The sequence below is a fragment of the Rhizobium hidalgonense genome (assembly GCF_005862185.2).
Classification (GTDB): Bacteria; Pseudomonadota; Alphaproteobacteria; order Rhizobiales; family Rhizobiaceae; genus Rhizobium; species Rhizobium hidalgonense.
Genome location: NZ_CP054028.1, coordinates 1,440,920 through 1,457,058 on the forward strand (window position 1 = coordinate 1,440,920; position 16,139 = coordinate 1,457,058).

Annotated in this window: 9 protein-coding genes and 1 pseudogene; 4 read left to right on the forward strand and 6 right to left on the reverse strand. The window is 62.1% G+C overall.

The window, feature by feature from the left end; genetic code table 11:
* The first annotated feature begins 74 nt into the window (after nt 1–74).
* From thiC to FFM81_RS28095, 4 genes are read left to right on the forward strand one after another with little or no spacing between them, the layout of a single operon-like run.
* A complete protein-coding gene (thiC, locus tag FFM81_RS28080; RefSeq protein ID WP_138385468.1) occupies nt 75–1,901 on the forward strand; it encodes a phosphomethylpyrimidine synthase ThiC in 1,827 nt (608 codons plus the stop codon).
* 1 nt (nt 1,902) lies between these two features.
* Complete coding sequence (gene thiO / locus FFM81_RS28085) at nt 1,903–2,883, forward strand: glycine oxidase ThiO (RefSeq protein WP_138385467.1); 981 nt, start codon at nt 1,903–1,905, stop codon at nt 2,881–2,883.
* Nucleotides 2,874–3,071, forward strand: coding sequence for a sulfur carrier protein ThiS (gene thiS, locus FFM81_RS28090; protein ID WP_138385466.1), 198 nt, complete (start codon nt 2,874–2,876; stop codon nt 3,069–3,071). The genes thiO and thiS overlap by 10 nt, the downstream gene beginning before the upstream one ends.
* Before the next feature lie 2 nt (nt 3,072–3,073).
* A complete protein-coding gene (locus FFM81_RS28095; RefSeq protein WP_138385465.1) occupies nt 3,074–3,847 on the forward strand; it encodes a thiazole synthase in 774 nt (257 codons plus the stop codon).
* A gap of 65 nt (nt 3,848–3,912) precedes the next feature.
* On the opposite strand, the gene FFM81_RS28100 is transcribed toward FFM81_RS28095, so the two are convergent.
* The 6 genes and pseudogenes from FFM81_RS28100 to FFM81_RS28125 all read right to left on the reverse strand — a co-directional run bounded on the left by FFM81_RS28100 (nt 3,913) and on the right by FFM81_RS28125 (nt 15,722).
* A complete protein-coding gene (locus tag FFM81_RS28100; protein ID WP_138385666.1) occupies nt 3,913–4,731 on the reverse strand; it encodes a DUF6030 family protein in 819 nt (272 codons plus the stop codon).
* 296 nt (nt 4,732–5,027) lie between these two features.
* Nucleotides 5,028–6,475: pseudogene (locus FFM81_RS28105) on the reverse strand (HlyD family type I secretion periplasmic adaptor subunit).
* Nucleotides 6,472–8,616, reverse strand: a complete 2,145-nt coding sequence (locus tag FFM81_RS28110) for a peptidase domain-containing ABC transporter (RefSeq protein ID WP_037092631.1) — start codon at nt 8,614–8,616, stop codon at nt 6,472–6,474. The pseudogene FFM81_RS28105 and the gene FFM81_RS28110 overlap by 4 nt, the downstream one beginning before the upstream one ends.
* 98 nt (nt 8,617–8,714) lie before the next feature.
* A complete protein-coding gene (locus FFM81_RS28115; protein ID WP_138385463.1) occupies nt 8,715–9,023 on the reverse strand; it encodes a hypothetical protein in 309 nt (102 codons plus the stop codon).
* A gap of 47 nt (nt 9,024–9,070) precedes the next feature.
* Nucleotides 9,071–10,318 (reverse strand): GTP-binding protein, encoded by a 1,248-nt coding sequence (locus tag FFM81_RS28120; protein ID WP_138385462.1) that lies wholly within the window; start codon nt 10,316–10,318, stop codon nt 9,071–9,073.
* A 49-nt stretch (nt 10,319–10,367) separates the two neighbouring features.
* Complete coding sequence (locus FFM81_RS28125) at nt 10,368–15,722, reverse strand: DUF4082 domain-containing protein (RefSeq protein WP_138385461.1); 5,355 nt, start codon at nt 15,720–15,722, stop codon at nt 10,368–10,370.
* Between the last annotated feature and the right edge of the window lie 417 nt (nt 15,723–16,139).

Here is a 16,139-nt window from a genome sequence, read left to right on the forward strand (position 1 = left end):
GAATCCATGCCGGCGTCTTTTCATCATTCCGGCTGATTGACTGGGTCTCCAACTGCAATTGGAGCCTCAAAACCATGACCATTGCCGCAAACAATCTCACCCCGACCGTCACCACCGGCCCGCTGCCGGCATCGCAGAAGATCTATATCCCGGGAGATATCCACAGCGATATCCGCGTGCCGATGCGCGAAATCAGCGTCCACCCGACCGCGGGCGAACCGCCTGTCGTCGTCTATGACTCCTCCGGTCCGTACACGATCGAAGGCGCCGACATCCACATCGATCAGGGCCTGCCCCCCCTGCGCCGCGACTGGGTGCTGGCCCGAGGCGATGTCGAACCCTATGACGGCCGCCATGTCCGCCCCGAAGACAACGGCTTCGTCAGCGCCGACCGGTTGACGCCGGAATTCCCAGGGCGGCGCCGGCCGCTGCGGGCCAGGGACGGCAAGGCCGTCACCCAGCTCGCCTATGCGCGGGCCGGCATCATCACACCGGAGATGGAGTTCATCGCCATTCGCGAGAATCTTGGCCGCAGGGCCAGCACCGACGCGCTGGTGCGCGACGGCGAAAGCTTCGGCGCCGATATTCCGGATCATGTGACGCCGGAATTCGTTCGCCGGGAAGTCGCCGCCGGCCGGGCGATCATCCCGGCCAATATCAACCACCCCGAAAGCGAACCGATGATCATCGGCCGGAATTTTCTGGTGAAGATCAACGCCAATATCGGCAACTCCGCGGTCACCTCCTCGATGGCCGAAGAAGTCGAGAAGATGGTCTGGGCGGCCCGCTGGGGCGCCGATACGGTCATGGATCTGTCGACCGGCCGCAACATCCACAATATCCGCGAATGGATCATCCGCAATTCGCCGCTGCCGATCGGCACGGTGCCGCTCTATCAGGCGCTGGAAAAGGTCGGCGGCATTGCCGAGGACCTTACCTGGGAGGTCTATCGCGATACGCTGATCGAACAGGCCGAACAGGGCGTCGACTATTTCACCATCCATGCCGGCGTGCGGCTGCACTACATCCCGCTCACCGTCAATCGCGTGACCGGCATCGTCTCACGCGGCGGTTCGATCATGGCCAAGTGGTGCCTGCATCATCACCGCGAAAGCTTCCTCTATGAGCATTTTGAGGAGATCTGCGACATCTGCCGGGCCTATGACGTCTCCTTCTCGCTCGGCGACGGTCTTCGCCCCGGCTCGATCGCCGATGCCAACGATGCGGCGCAATTTGCCGAACTCGAAACGCTCGGCGAGCTGACGAAGATCGCCTGGGCCAAAGACTGCCAGGTAATGATCGAGGGGCCCGGTCATGTGCCGATGCACAAGATCAAGGAAAATATGGACAAGCAGCTTGCCGTTTGCGGCGAGGCGCCCTTCTACACGCTGGGGCCTCTCACCACCGATATCGCGCCCGGTTATGATCATATTACCTCCGGCATCGGTGCGGCGATGATCGGCTGGTTCGGCACGGCCATGCTCTGCTACGTCACGCCGAAAGAGCATCTTGGACTGCCCGATCGCAAGGATGTGAAGACCGGTGTCATCACCTACAAGATCGCCGCCCATGCGGCCGACCTTGCCAAGGGGCACCCGGCCGCCCGCCTGCGCGACGACGCGCTGTCGCGGGCGCGCTTCGAATTTCGTTGGGAAGACCAGTTCAACCTGTCGCTCGATCCCGAAACCGCCCGCAGCTTCCATGACGAGACCCTGCCGAAAGAAGCGCACAAGGTGGCGCATTTCTGTTCGATGTGCGGCCCGAAATTCTGCTCGATGCGCATATCGCATGACATCCGCGCCGAAGCGCAAAAGGAGGGGCTGGACGCGATGGCGGCGAAATACCGCGAGGGCGGCGATCTCTATATGCCGATCGATACCCACACGCAGGGCGCAGACTGAAATGCGTGTTCTTGTTAGAGGGGCCGGCGTCGCCGGCCTCACCGTCGCCCGCGAACTGCATGCCCGCGGTGCTGATGTCACGGTCTTCGACCCGCAGCCGAACTTCGCTCATGCGGCTTCCTGGCTCGCCGGCGGCATGCTGGCGCCCTGGTGCGAGCGGGAAAGTGCCGATGAGGCCGTGCTGACACGCGGCCTCGATGCCGCCGATCGATGGGAAGCGATCCTGCCCGGCAACGTCGTCCGCAATGGCACGCTCGTCGTCGCCTCGACGCGCGACCACGGCGAACTGAAGCGGTTTGCAAGCCGCACGACCGGTTATCAATGGGTTGAAGAGCAGGATATTGCGACACTCGAACCCATGCTCGCCGGCCGTTTCAGGCACGGCCTGTTCTTCCCACGCGAAGCGCATCTGGACCCTCGTGAGGCGCTGCGCAGCTTGAAAGAGCAACTGTCGGCAAACGGCGTCGTCTTTACCGACACGGCTGTGAGCGACGGCGATTTCTCCGATATCATCGACTGTACCGGTGCTGCCCGCATCGGGCAAAGCCGCGACCTGCGCGGCGTGCGGGGTGAAATGCTCTACCTCCATACCGAAGAAGTGACCCTCGCGCGGCCCGTCCGCCTGCTGCATCCACGCTTTCCCGTCTATATCGTTCCCCGCGGCAACGGGTTTTTCATGATTGGTGCGACGATGCTTGAGACCGACTCCGACGGACCAATCACGGCACGCTCGCTGATGGAACTGCTGAACACGGCCTATGCATTGCATCCGGCCTTCGGCGACGCCGCCGTCGTCGAAACCGGCGCCGGCATCCGCCCTGCCCTGCCCGACAATCTTCCGCGCGTTGCGCGCGAGGGAAAGGTCGTCATCTTTAACGGCCTTTATCGCCACGGTTTTCTGCTGGCGCCGGCCATGGCGGCCGAGGCCGCCGATCTCGTTTTTTCCAAAGAACCGAAGCAAAGGAACGTCCGATGCAGCTGATCATCAACGGCGAAGCCCAGACAATCGCCGCCACCACGCTTTCGCAGCTTCTGACCGCACTCGGTTACGAAGGCGACTGGCTGGCGACCGCCGTCAACGGCGAACTGGTTCATCGCGAGGATCGCGAAGAGCATATGCTGAACGATAATGACAGGATCGAGATCCTGACCCCGATGCAGGGAGGCTGAGCATGTTTGACCTTTACGGAAGCCAAATCGCATCGCGTCTGCTTCTCGGCACCGCGCGTTACCCCTCGCCGGCGATCCTGACCGAAGCCATCACACGCTCTAAAACGGAGATCGTCACCGTGTCGCTGCGCCGCGAAATGGCGGGCGGGCGCAATGGCGGGGCTTTCTTCGAGATGATCCGTGCGCTCGGCGTTCACGTTCTTCCCAACACCGCCGGCTGCCATGGCGTGTCCGAGGCGGTGCTGACGGCGAAGATGGCTCGGGAAGTGTTTCGCACCGATTGGATCAAGCTGGAGGTGATCGGCAATCATGACACGCTGCAGCCGGATGTCTTTGCGCTCGTGGAAGCGGCACGCATCCTGACCGCCGAAGGCTTTCAGGTCTTTCCCTATACGACGGACGATCTGGTCGTTGCCGAGCGTCTGATCGACGCCGGATGCCAGGTGCTGATGCCCTGGTGCGCGCCGATCGGATCTGCGGCGGGACCACAAAATCTCGCAGCCCTTCGATCGATGCGGGCGCATTTTCCCGACGTGCCGCTGATCGTGGATGCCGGTATCGGCCGGCCTTCGCATGCGGCCATCGTTATGGAGCTGGGCTTCGATGCCGTGTTGCTGAACACCGCTGTTGCCGGCGCCGGCGACCCCGCCGCGATGGCGCAAGCCTTTGCCAAGGCAATCGACGCCGGCAGGCAGGCGTTCGGCGCCGGCATGCTGGAGCCGCGCGACATGGCGGTGCCGTCGACACCCGTGATCGGAAAGGCGGTATTTGCATGAAAGTCCACCGTTTCCGATTGCCGGGGACATCGACAACCGGAGTGTCAAGCCTCCGGGTTGCCCCGTCATTGAGCGCAATTGGCTGCTATCGACGTGCCCAAGCTGTCCACGAGGCGAGGATTTGTTGTGGCTAGCCAGCGCTCTGTCGAAAAATAGGTCTTTGTTCTCACCTGCGAAGCTGAAGTCGCCTTCAGACCAAGGACAAAATTAAAATTATTTCCGCTGCCGGCTTCGCGGGTGAAGCTAAGATAGGAGCCGAAGCGTTCGTATTCGATATTTCGAAGGTTTTGGATCGATGCAAGCGTATCCTCGAAATCGCGCCAGCACGCCTGCGTCACGATGATTTCGAATATGCGCAGGACGGCAGGGGCAAGACGCCCCTCAGCATCTGTCGTCGGCCCAATGAGCTTGGCGCGAATCTCGACAACATCGCCCATTTCATTTCCGCGCACCTTGACGAAAGTCGAGCTGATGGGGCGCACTTCGTCCCGTTCGTAGATGCGCTGAAAATAACATTCATAACTGCGATTGCGCATGGATGCGGCTTTCCATTCGCTCATCTCGATGCCGGCCTGTCGAAGAGCCCCGCAAATATTCTGTCCCGAGACGCGCCACATCCGCAGAAATTGACCTGCCAATTCCGGATTCGGGACCTCGATCAGCTTCAGCGATATGGACATCGTCGGGAGAGGCGAAGGAGCCGCCGGGTCGGGGCGGACGGCTATGGGTGATGAGCGCGGTGCCTTATTGAGGGCTCGATCTTCAAAACGATCAATCGGAGCTTCGGGCTGGCGGATTTCACTGTAAAAAACAACGATGCCCGCAACGAGCAAAACGAATAGCAAAAGCACTGGCCTAAGCAGCCGGCGGCGGTTGCGCCGCAATTGGAAATTCGAATGCGGAAGCGGGATGTCGCGAGGCGGATCGACTGCTGATAACCCTTTATCCACGGCGCGACCTCACAAGCAAAATCGGAGCGGATGCGAGTGCAAACCCAATCAACCTCGATCCTGTTTGCGGCCAACCGGTGTCGGTGGGCGCGTGAACCAAAGCCCCTGCTGGCGACTCCTTCCAAAGGTGAGCAACGGATTGGAAAACGGTCCAGTCTGTCCGACTCACCTTCGACACCGCGAGTGTGAGGTCGCCTGTCTGGAGCGTCAAGCAGCAAGCCGAACTGGCCCTACGGTTCGCGTATTGCGTTATCCAGTCCTCGTAGCAACGGATACAGGAAATAGGAGATTACCGTGCGTTTGCCCACCTTGATTTCCGTGGACACGGTCATTCCGGGAAGCAGCCGCACCGGCACATCTGCGGCATTCAGCCTTGTATCGGCAAGCAGGACCCGGGCCTTGAAGAAGGGGGCTGCAGGCTGACTGGTCTGCTCCTGCTGGCCGGTCAAAAGGTGTCCTGGCTGATGGTTCTCACCTCTCCCGCGGCAGTGCCGTATTTCTGGAAGGGGTAGGCGTCGAGCTTGATACGCGCTTCCTTGCCGACGGCGACCCGGCCGATATCGCGGGTGTTGATCGAGACTTCGGCTTCGAGCGGCACGTTGATGGGCACGAGTGTGACCACCGGCTCCGCTTCCCGCACCACAGAACCGACCGAGCGTTGCGCCAGATCGAGCACCACGGCATCGGCGGGTGCGGTCAGCGCTACCATGTTGCGGCGCAACTGCATCTTTTTCAGTTCCTCGTCGGCCATGTCACGCTGGCCGCGCAATTCCACCAGCTGCTCCATTGCGGCCCGGCGGAAATCCTCGATGAAGGCCTGGCGGTCGGCGCGGAGCTTGGCATAAGAGTGGGCGGCCTCGTCGGCGCGGCCGCGCACCGCGGTCAGATCGGACTCGACGTCGAGGCGGGCATCACGGGAGCCGAGCAACGTGATCAGCGAACCGCTTTGGTTGTCGTAGAGCCGCTCCCGCGCTGCTTCGATCTGCGAGAGCCCCTCACGCCTGTCGTTGAGCACCGCCTCCTGGTTCTTGCTCGCCACAAGAGCGGCCGATTGGCCGGCGATCTGCTGATCGAAATTTTGCAACTGCGCCACGTAGAAGGCTCGCCGCTGGCCAAAAAGCTGGGCCTGCAGCATCTGATCGGGCGTATCTCCGGCCATCTTCGTATAGTCATCGCCGGCAAGCTCTGCCTCAATCCGCCTCACCTGGGCGTCGAGTGCAGAGAATTTCGCTTGCTGCTGGCCGACATCGGCCTGGCTGAAGGTCGCGTCAAGGGTCGCGAGCGTCTGACCGGCATGCACGACCTCGCCGGCCTTCACCTCGATCGTGCGGATGATCGATGTTTCGAGCGGCTGGACAACGATGGTCGGCTGGGTGGTGACGAGCTTGCCAGGCGCAATCACCACCTCGTCGATCGAGGAGACCGAGGCCCAGGTGATCGCTGCGGCAAGCAGCGCCGTCACGCAGTAGAGCGTCATGCGCGCCACCCGCGGCGGTGCGCGTTCCTCGAGCTCGACCGCATCGGACTGGAATTCGGCAATGGCCGGCGGCAGCGGCGGGCGGGCGGTCAGTGCCCTTCCCTTGTCTGGGGGGCCATTGTCTGCAGAAGACTTGTCCGAGGCGCCCTTATTTGAAGGGACCGGCAGGTTATCGCTGGGTTTTCTAGCGTGCGCGTTCATGCGACCTGCCTCATTTGCTGGGCCCACAGGTGGCGATAGGTCATGCAGCGCGATACAAGCTGATCGTGCCGGCCGATATCGGCGACCTTGCCGCGATCGATGACGAGAATGGCATCGGCATCGACGAGGGTCGAAAGCCGGTGCGAGACGATGACGACGGTACGGCCGGCGGCGATGCGGCTCAAATTGTCGCGGATGATCGCCTCGCTGTCAGGATCGAGCGCGCTCGTCGCCTCATCGAAGATCAGCAGCTTCGGATCGGTGATCAGCGCGCGAGCAATGGCAAGCCGCTGCTTCTGGCCGCCTGACAGGTTGGAGCCATTTTCCTCCAGCATCGTGTCGAAGCCGCGCGGCAGGCGCTCAATGAACTCTTCGGCGCCGGCAATGCGGGCGACCTCCATGATCTCTTCGATGCTGGCATCGGGCTTGCCGGCGGCAATATTGTCGCGAACGGAACCGCGGAACAGGAAATTATCCTGCAGCACGACGCCGATGCTGGTTCTCAGATGCACGAGGTCGATCTCGCGGCTGTCATAACCGTCCATGCGCACCAGCCCCTCCTGGCTCTGGTAGAGTCCCTGGATGAGCCGGGTTATCGTCGTCTTGCCGGAGCCGCTCTTGCCGACCACGCCGAAGACGCAGCCCGCCGGAATGGCGAAGGAGACATTGTCGAGCGCCGGCGCAGCATCGGGCGCATAGCGGAAGCTGACCCTGTCGAATTCGATGCGGCCCTGCAAATGCGGCCGAACACCACGCCCGCGACCCGCCTGTTCCGGCCGCTGGTTCATGATCTCGCCGAGCATGCGGACCGAAAGCGCCACTTCCTGATACTCGTGTACCATGGTGACGATCTGCACCAGCGGTCCCGAGACCCGGCCAGCGAGCATATTGAAGGCGACCAGCGCGCCGATCGTCATCGCGCCGCTGAAGACATCGAGCGCGCCGAGGCCGATAATCGCCACGCTCATCAGCTTCTCCAGCAGTCCGGTCATCGCCTGGGCGATGGTCGAGATCTTCTCGACCCGGAAACGCACGGAGATCGACTGCGCCGAATAATCGTCCCATACCTTGCGCTGGCGCGGCTCCAGCGCCAGCGATTTGACGGTGCGCATGCCATGCACGGTTTCCACCAGCAAGGCCTGCCGGTCGCCTTCGGCTTGGTAAAGCGCCTGCAGCCGGCGCTGAAACGGCCCGACGAGCATCATTACCACCAGCCCGACGAGCGCTGCAAAGCCCAGCACCACCAGGGTCAGCTTGACGCTGTAGAGAAGCAGGATCGGCACGAAGACCAGCAGCGACACGCCGTCCAGAAGTGTCAGGAACAGCCGGCCGGTCAGGAATTCGCGGATGCGCCCCGTCTGCTGCATATGCTTGACGAGAACGCCGGCCGAAGCCTGCTCGAAGAGCGCGATCGGCAGGTTCAGCAGATGGCCGAAGGTGCGCGTGGCGACACGGATGTCGATCCGGTTGGTGGCATAGAGCAGCAGGTAGCGACGCAGGAAGGTGAAGGTCGCGTCAAAGATGAGCGCGATTGCAATGCCCGCCGTCAGAACCGTGAGCGTCGCATAGCTCTGATGCACGAGCACCTTGTCGATGACGAGCTGGAAAAAGATCGGCGTCGTCAGCCCAAGGCCGTAAAGCACGAAGGCGGCGAGTGCGACATCGCGGAAGAAGCTGCGCTGCTTGATGATTTCGGGGATAAACCAGCGGAAGCCGAAGGGCCGGTCCTCATCCGACATGCGATAATTGCGCTTCAGCAGGACCACCGATCCGAGCCAGGCCTTGGCGAACTGCTCTTGGCTGAGCATCATCACTTCGGCGCGTGAGGCGAGCGGGTCGAGAACGCGGATTCTCTCATCTTCACCGCTGCCGACAGCGCCGGCGATGACCACCCAATTGCCATTCGAAAGTTCCGCGAGCACCGGAAAGGCCTCGCCGAGCTGGAACAGCGATCGCCAGTCGAGTGTCAGATGCCGGGCTCTGAGGCCCGCATCCTTGGCCATGCGCAGCAGCTGCCGCACGGCAACGGGATCGTTGCCGACGGCATAATCATGCTGCAATCGCTCCGGCGCAAGATCGACGCCGTGATGACGCGCGACGAGCGCCAGACAGTGCAAATTGGTATGCAGAAATCCACTCATGGCCCACCCGAAACAATACGAGACCGCGGCTTAGTCTCAAAGAGTTGGAGCCTCTTTTGTGCGTCCGGATGGACGCACAGCGCTCCAGACCTGTTTTATCAGTTGAAGTTCGGCGAGGCGTTCGAAGCGCCGCCCTGGGTCGACTGGATATCGGCTGCGGCTGCGCCCGACATATCGCCGACCCGACGGACCGCACCCGCCTCGACCAACCCGCCAAGCGCTTTTTGCATGAGATCGACCGCATTGGCGAAGGCATCGACAGGCATGATGATGCGCTGGCGGAAGACCGGCGTCGGGTTGTTGTTGGCGTCACGATCGGTTGCCGAAAGCGACATCAGGTCGATGCGAACGATCGTTCCCGTAATGGTAATTTCGCCGATGCCGTCTGCGTAAAGTTCGTTGCTCATTGTTCTCTCCTCCGTTGATAATCAAAGGGTCTTCATATCAGGGCGTCTTACGTGCGTTCGGACGCACTATTGGAATGTGCAGGGATATGTCCGTGCTGCCATGCCGGAAATGGATCGCGAAGCCCGACGGCGGTCTGCGGATCGAAACCAGTCTCCTCGCCGGTCAGGCAATCACCCAGCGCAGCGCGGATCGCTTCCTCGTCGAAGCCGGAACCGATGAAGACGAGCTCTTGGCGGCGGTCGCCCCAGACATCGTCCCAATGCCGGTCGATGAGCTGGCGGAACTGCGGAAAGCGCGGCCATTGTACCCGCGGCACCGAGGCCCACCAGTACCCCCTGGTCTCGATGCGGCACTGGGTGCCGGCAATCGACAGAAGGCCGATCTCATCAGGCCTCGACGCCAGCCAGAAATGGCCCTTTGCACGGATGAGGCCCGCCCATTTCCGGTCGAGAAAATCCTTGAGCCTCAGCGGATCGAAGGGCCGGCGGCTACGATAGACGAAGCTTCTTATACCGTATTCCTCGGTCTCCGGCACATGATCGCCCCAGCCGAAGAGTTCCTTGTGCCAGAGCGGATGGCGGGCGGCCTTCGCCTCGCTGAAGAGACCGGTATCCAGGATGGCGCCAAGCGGCACCTGGCCGAAGACTGCCTCGACGACCTGAGCATCCGGATTGAGCGCCGCGACGACCCGGCGAACCTCGGCAAGGTCGGCGCACGGCACGTCGCCTGCCTTGTTTATGATGACGACATCGGAAAATTCGATCTGCTCGACGAGCAGTTCCACGAGCTTCCGCTCATCATGCCCGTCACGCCTTTCACCGCGATCGGCAAGGAACTCGGCGCTCTGGTAGTCGGTGAGAAGATTGACCGCATCGACGACGCAGACCATCGTGTCGAGACGCGCCACGTCGCAGAGGGCCGCGCCGCTCTCGTCGCGGAAGGAGAAGGTGGCTGCGACCGGCAGCGGCTCGGCAATGCCGGTGCCCTCGATCAGCAGATAGTCGAAACGGCCGGCGGCTGCGAGCCGGCGCACTTCGCTGAGGAGATCGTCGCGCAGGGTGCAGCAGATGCACCCGTTGGTGAGCTCTACCAATGTCTCGTCGGTACGCGAGAGGCCGGCTTCCCCCTCGCGCAAGAGTTCCGCATCGATGTTGACCTCGCTCATATCATTGACGATGACAGCAACCCGGCGGCCCTCCCGATTACTGAGGACATGATTGAGGACCGTCGTCTTGCCGGCGCCGAGAAACCCGGCAAGAACGGTTACGGGCAATCTGTTGTCTGCACCCATCATCGAAACTCTCACTCTTTACAGCATGCCTGGCCTTACATCCTCGCGGGCTTTACGCCGCGAGCTGTGGTTTGAACGCCACGTCCACATAGTAGTTGGTGCTGTTGTAGCTGGCCGTCGGGAACAACCCGCCCGCCCCGTAGGCATAGACGCCGTTGCTGCCGCCGAGCGCCTTGAGATCGCCGTTCGTCACGTCGCTGGCAAAATAATTGCCGGTGGCCGAATAATTGCCGTTGCTCGAATAAGAAACGACGTAGGTCGTATCCGCCTCGATGGCGATCTGCTGGGTAAGCTGCGCAGTCTGCCAGCCGCTCGCCGTCTCGTTGTTGAAGGTGACACTGCCGATGAGCGTGCCAGAGGCGGTCCAGAGATAGCCGTTATGCGGGCCGGTATTGTCGGCGCCCTTGTAGAAGCGGATGCCGGTGACCCAGCCTGACGTATCGGCTTGGAATTTCATGCCGAGATTGACTTGCTGGTTGTCGTTGACGGAGACGGTTGAAGGCGTCGCATTGGCGGAAAAGAGGTTCTGCTCCGGCCCCGTCTGGCCGCCGTTGATGGTGAGCGCGACCTGCGCCGACGCCGTGCCGCCCTTGCCGTCTGCAATCGCGTAGCTGAAGCTCGCCGGCCCCGAATAACCTGCCGTCGGCGTGAATGTCACCGTCTGGGCCTGCGCATTCCAGGCGACCGAGCCGTTGACCGCGCCGCTGACGCCGGTGACGACAAGCGGGTCGCCATCGGTGTCGGTGTCATTTGCCAGGAGCACTGATGCCTGGATGGTGATCGGCGTGCCGGTATTGGTCGAGAAGCCGCTGTCATTGGCGGCGACCGGCACCGCATTCTGTGCGCCGCCCTGCTGGTAGAGAACGTCGACCCAGTAATTGGTCGCATTGTAGGAAGCGGTCGGGAACAGGCTGCCGGAGCCATAGGCATAAAGACCGTTGCCGCCGCTCGAAGCACTCGATGGCGCCGTCAGCCCGCCGCTCGTATGGTCCGTTGTGAAGTAATTCGACGTTGCGGAATAGAAACCGTTCGAATGGTAGCTCGCCACATAGGTGGCGCCGGCCGTAACATTGATCGGCTGGGTGAAGGAAACCGTCTGCCAGCCGCTCGCCATCTCGTTGATAAAGGTCGCCTGGGCCAGAAGCTGGCCGCTCGTCGTCCACAGCGAGCCGACATGCGTGCCGGTATCCTGGGCGCTTTTGTAATAGGTGAGCCCGGTGATCTGGCCGGTTGCGGACGCGATGAATTTGACGCCGAGTTCGACCGAGTTGGCGTCATTGGCGGCGGCAACCCCAGACGTGTCGGCGCCGGTGAACAGGCTTGATGTCGTTCCTCCGCCGGGCGCGCCGACGGTGAGGCTGACCGTGGCCGACGCCGTGCCGCCCAATCCGTCCGAGATCGAATAAGAGAAGCTTGCCGCACCCGTATAACCCGCCGCCGGGGTGAAAGTCACAGTCTTGGTCTGGCCGTTGTAAGTCACCGTTCCGTGGACCGCGCCATTGACGCCGGTGATACTGAGCGCGTCGCCATCGGCATCGGTGTCGTTTGCAAGCAGACTGGCTGCGGCAATCGACAGCGCCGTGTCGGAATAAGTCGTGTAGCCATTGTCATTGGCGGCGACCGGCACCGCGTTGCCCGTCGCCTGATTGTAGACGACATCCACCCAGTAGTTCGACGACTGGTAGCTGGAGGTCGGGAACGCCGAGCCCCCGACCGTGTAGACGCCATTGCTGCCGGCGAGCGCCGTCAGCGAGCCATTGCTATGGGCTGATGTGAAATAGTCTGCCGTCGCGACATAGGAGCCTGTCGTGCTGTAGGAGGCGACATAGGTCGTGCCGGCCGCGATATGCACCGGGTTGGCGAATGTCGCGGTCTGCCAGCCGTTCACCGATCCGCTGTCGGCGAAGGTGACGGTCGCGACCAGCGTGCCGCCGGCCGTCCAGAGCGAGCCGGTATGGGCTCCGGTATCGCCTGCTGCCTTGTAGTAGCGGATGCCGGTAATCATGCCGCTCGCCGAAGCGACGAACTTCATGCCGAGTTCCATCGACTGGCCGTCGTTGAAGCTTGCGCCCGTCGGTCCTTCGCTTGATGTAAACAGTGTCGCTCCGGCAGGGCCTGGGTTCACGGTGAGGCTGACGCCGCCCTGATCCGTGCCGCCGCGCCCGTCCGACAGCGTATAGGTGAAGCTTGCCGGCCCCGAATAATCGTTGGTCGGCGTGAAGACGACGGTGCCGTTCTGCTTGTTGAGCGTCACCGTGCCATTGACGGCATTGCCGACGGCCGAAATCGTCAGCGCATCGCCATTGGGATCTGTATCGTTTCCGACAAGTGAGGCGATCGAGATGCTAACTGTATCGTTGCTGGAGATGACGAACCCCGTATCGTCGGTCGCGACCGGCGCGCCATTGGGACCGGCATCGAAGACCACGTCGACCCAGTAATTTGTGCCGGTGCCGGGGCTTTGGCCGGGAAACGTGCCGGCAGTGGTGCCGTAGGCGAAGACGCCGCCGCCGTCGACAGCCTTCAGCGCGCCGCTGGCATAGGTGCCGCCGAAATAATTATTGGTGGCGGAATAGAAACCGCTGCTGTGATAGGAGGCCACATAGGTTGTGCCGGCGGCAATCTGGATCGGGCTGGAGAACATCACCGTCTGCCAACCGGAGAGCGATTCACCGACGGACACGCCTGTTGCCAGCAACGTTCCGTTGGCACTCCAGAGGCTCACGGCATGGTCGCCGATATTGTAGAAGCCCTTGTAGAAACGGATGCCCTCCACGGAGCCTGCCGTCGTCGTCTGGAAGCGCAGGCCGAGCTCGACGGAATCGCGATCGATCGCCACTTCGGTTGCCGGCTTTTCCGCAAGCGTCCAGAGGCCCGTCGTTCCCGGTAGGCTGACCGTGACCTGCTTGCCCGCCGATGGCGTCTCCATATTGACGCTGTCGTCGACGGCCCGCGACATGATCGTGTAGGCTCCGCTCGCCTGGACGACCCAGTTATAGCTCCAGCTCTCGCGGCCTGACGCCTTGAACCAGTGCTGGCCGCCATCGGTCGAAACTTCCACGCCGGCAATGATGCCGCCGCCGAAATCCTGCGCCGTGCCTGATATCGTCACATGCTGTCCTTCGAGGAAGCTTGCGCCGACGACCGGCGACGAGATGGACGAGGTCGGCTTCAGGGTGTCGGTCGATTGGGTCGCGAGGATCAGGCTTGCATCGAGCGTCGTCGGCTGGATGCCCATGTCCGCGAACATGTTGACCATCGCCTGCTGGACGTTGCGATCGGTCGACGTTGTCGGGCCTTGGTGATTGTCGCTCAGACCCCAGGACCAGAAGACGGTGCCGGCGCCGAAGACCAGCGCGCCGCTTGCCGCACGGTACATGGTGAGGCTGTGGGTGGCGACTGCCGAACCGATGGTCGCGCCGTAATCGCGCAGATAGGTGTCGACCGAGACCGACGAGAGCGACAGATTGACGAGCCCGGCCGGACGGAAGCCGTTCTCAACGTCGGAATCCCATTCGTAGCCGAGCAGGTTCTGCACCAGATTGTAGGTGTCGCCTTCATTCAGCTGGGAAACATCGGTATTGCGCCAGAAGCGCAGGTTGGAATAGTCGTAGGGGATGGAGATCGTGTCCTGACGGTAGCTGTCGACCTGGAACATCGTTCCCGTCAGCGCATTCTCCGGCTGTTGCCCCGGATCGGCATAACGCGGATCGCGCCAGGTGCCGGTGCCGACATTGCTCGGATCGGTGCTCGTGCCCCAGGTCTCCTTGTAGCAGACCATGGTGCGGTAGGCCTGGCCGCTGCCGTCAATGCTGCTTTCCCAGCGCACCTTCCAGTAGCACTCGTTGCCGCTCCAGAAAGCGAGATTGACGCCGGCATCACGCGCGGCCTCCACATTGCTGCGCTGCTCGGCCGACCAGTATTCGTCGTGGCCGACCGAGAGATAGGCATCATGGTTGAGCAGCAGCGCGCCGCTGCGCGCCGCATCGACGCCGGAAATATAGGACACGTCGTAGCCGTTCTGCTCCAGCCACGAGATCGCGGAGGATTCGACGCCGAAGATATAATCATGCGAGCCGCCGACCGGGCTCGTATTGGTGATGATCGGTCTGTTGTAGCTGACCGCCGAGGCGCGGCCGATCGCCTGCAGGCCGCAGCTGCAGTTCGGGGGCAGGTAGCCGATCATGGCGGCCGGATCGACAGGCACTTCGCCGTAATAGAGGCTGGCGCCGCCCCAGGCATTGTAGGCCTGCCATGTCGTATCCGAGGTCTGGAAGACGATATTGCTGTGCGAGGCGTCGTCGCGCACGACGAAGGGGATGATGCTTGCATCCTCGGTGCCATCCTCACGCACCAGCTTGGCGAAATAGACGCCGGAGACGGCGTCCGTCGGAATCTGCCAGCTCGCCGAAACCGACCAGTTGCCGCAATCGATGAGACCGAGCGACATGTCGACGATCGGATGCGGCTGTATCTGCGCCGTGGTCAGAGATTGTTCGATCGAGTCGACCTTGCGCGCGCCGTCCCCACCATAATAGCCCATGCGGTAGATATCGATGCGGTAATGGGTGGAATCGGTGGCGATCTTGAAATCGACCGTCTGCCCGATATTCGTGCTGATTTCGGTGGCAAAGCCCTGGATGGTGCCTTTGCCATCGCCCTCCAGGCCCCATTCGCTGATGGGGTTGCCCTGCTTCATGTTTTCGAGCGCGATCTTGTTGGGCGTCACCGCCGCCGCCGCCACCGGTGCTGCAAGCGCCGCAGGCGTCGCGGTCGAACCGGTGGAACCAGCGGAACCGTCTTGGCTCGGCTCCAGCGAGATGGAGGCTATCGAGGTCTGAAGGCGCAATGACGTCGTGCCGGAACCGGCGGCAGGATCGGCCGACGGCGTGGTAGAGCCTGCCGTGCCGGCATCGCTGGTAACACCCGTCAGCACGGGAGCGGCAGGCAGTGTCGCAGCCTCCTGATATGGGTCCGGACCAAGCACAGTGCGCTCGGATGATGTGGTCGTCGTCGTCTGCAACACCGTCGCAACCGACGCCGTCTTGGTGGACGGGTCCCGCGCGCCGCCCTCGCCCGCAGGCGCGGGCATCGCCGTCGGTGGTATCGAGGCAGTCTCCACGCCGCTTGATGAGAACAGCGCGGCAGGCTGCATGATATTGCCGGTAAAGGAAGACGGACCTGTGAAGGAGGACGGGACGGCGGCCCCGTCGGGATTGGCGAAGCCGCCGTTATTGGCAAAGCTTAGGGAACCATCGGTACTTGTGGAAGATACAACCGTCGCGGTTCCCAGCACTGCGCTCCAGGCTGAGGGTGCACGACAGATACTTAACGCTCCACCAAATGTACTCAGGTACTCACGGTTACTAACGCGAATTCTCCGCATCAGCGGCGTCCCCTTCCGCATCGGCCGGCCCTTCGGCCGCTATAGCAAGAGGTTCATTCTGGCACCTTTGCCGAGGGAATGTACGACAGTAATCTGGGGTATGAGGGAGGTATTCCCTACGCCCATATGATGACCCTCAACGCAAACCCCAAGGTACGTCCGAGCGATCGCCTCTAATCCTGGCTAGAAATGCCCGGCCCACCGGCCGCACCGCTTTGCCTTGGCGAAACGAAAATGGCTCCGGCGATGCTATGCTGCTGGTCTGCGTCTCCTCTCAATCGACCTTGACAAGATTGTGCAAGTCGAGACGCTATTCGGGTCGCAACGTCTTTGAAAAAACGAGGATAGGATGAGGTTCAGCAGACCGGCAGTCGCTGGCGTGGTTGGCGTGGCAGCGTGTATGTTTGGTGCGTGCCTTGCGGCATCGCCTGCGCTCAC

Bases quoted from the DNA above. Each gene is read 5' to 3' on its own strand.
- thiC (WP_138385468.1), top strand. From the start codon at position 75: ATGACCATTGCCGCAAACAATCTCACCCCGACCGTCACCACCGGCCCG.
- thiO (WP_138385467.1), top strand. From the start codon at position 1,903: ATGCGTGTTCTTGTTAGAGGGGCCGGCGTCGCCGGCCTCACCGTCGCC.
- thiS (WP_138385466.1), top strand. From the start codon at position 2,874: ATGCAGCTGATCATCAACGGCGAAGCCCAGACAATCGCCGCCACCACG.
- FFM81_RS28095 (WP_138385465.1), top strand. From the start codon at position 3,074: ATGTTTGACCTTTACGGAAGCCAAATCGCATCGCGTCTGCTTCTCGGC.
- FFM81_RS28110 (WP_037092631.1), bottom strand. From the start codon at position 8,616: ATGAGTGGATTTCTGCATACCAATTTGCACTGTCTGGCGCTCGTCGCG.
- FFM81_RS28115 (WP_138385463.1), bottom strand. From the start codon at position 9,023: ATGAGCAACGAACTTTACGCAGACGGCATCGGCGAAATTACCATTACG.
- FFM81_RS28120 (WP_138385462.1), bottom strand. From the start codon at position 10,318: ATGATGGGTGCAGACAACAGATTGCCCGTAACCGTTCTTGCCGGGTTT.
- FFM81_RS28125 (WP_138385461.1), bottom strand. From the start codon at position 15,722: ATGCGGAAGGGGACGCCGCTGATGCGGAGAATTCGCGTTAGTAACCGT.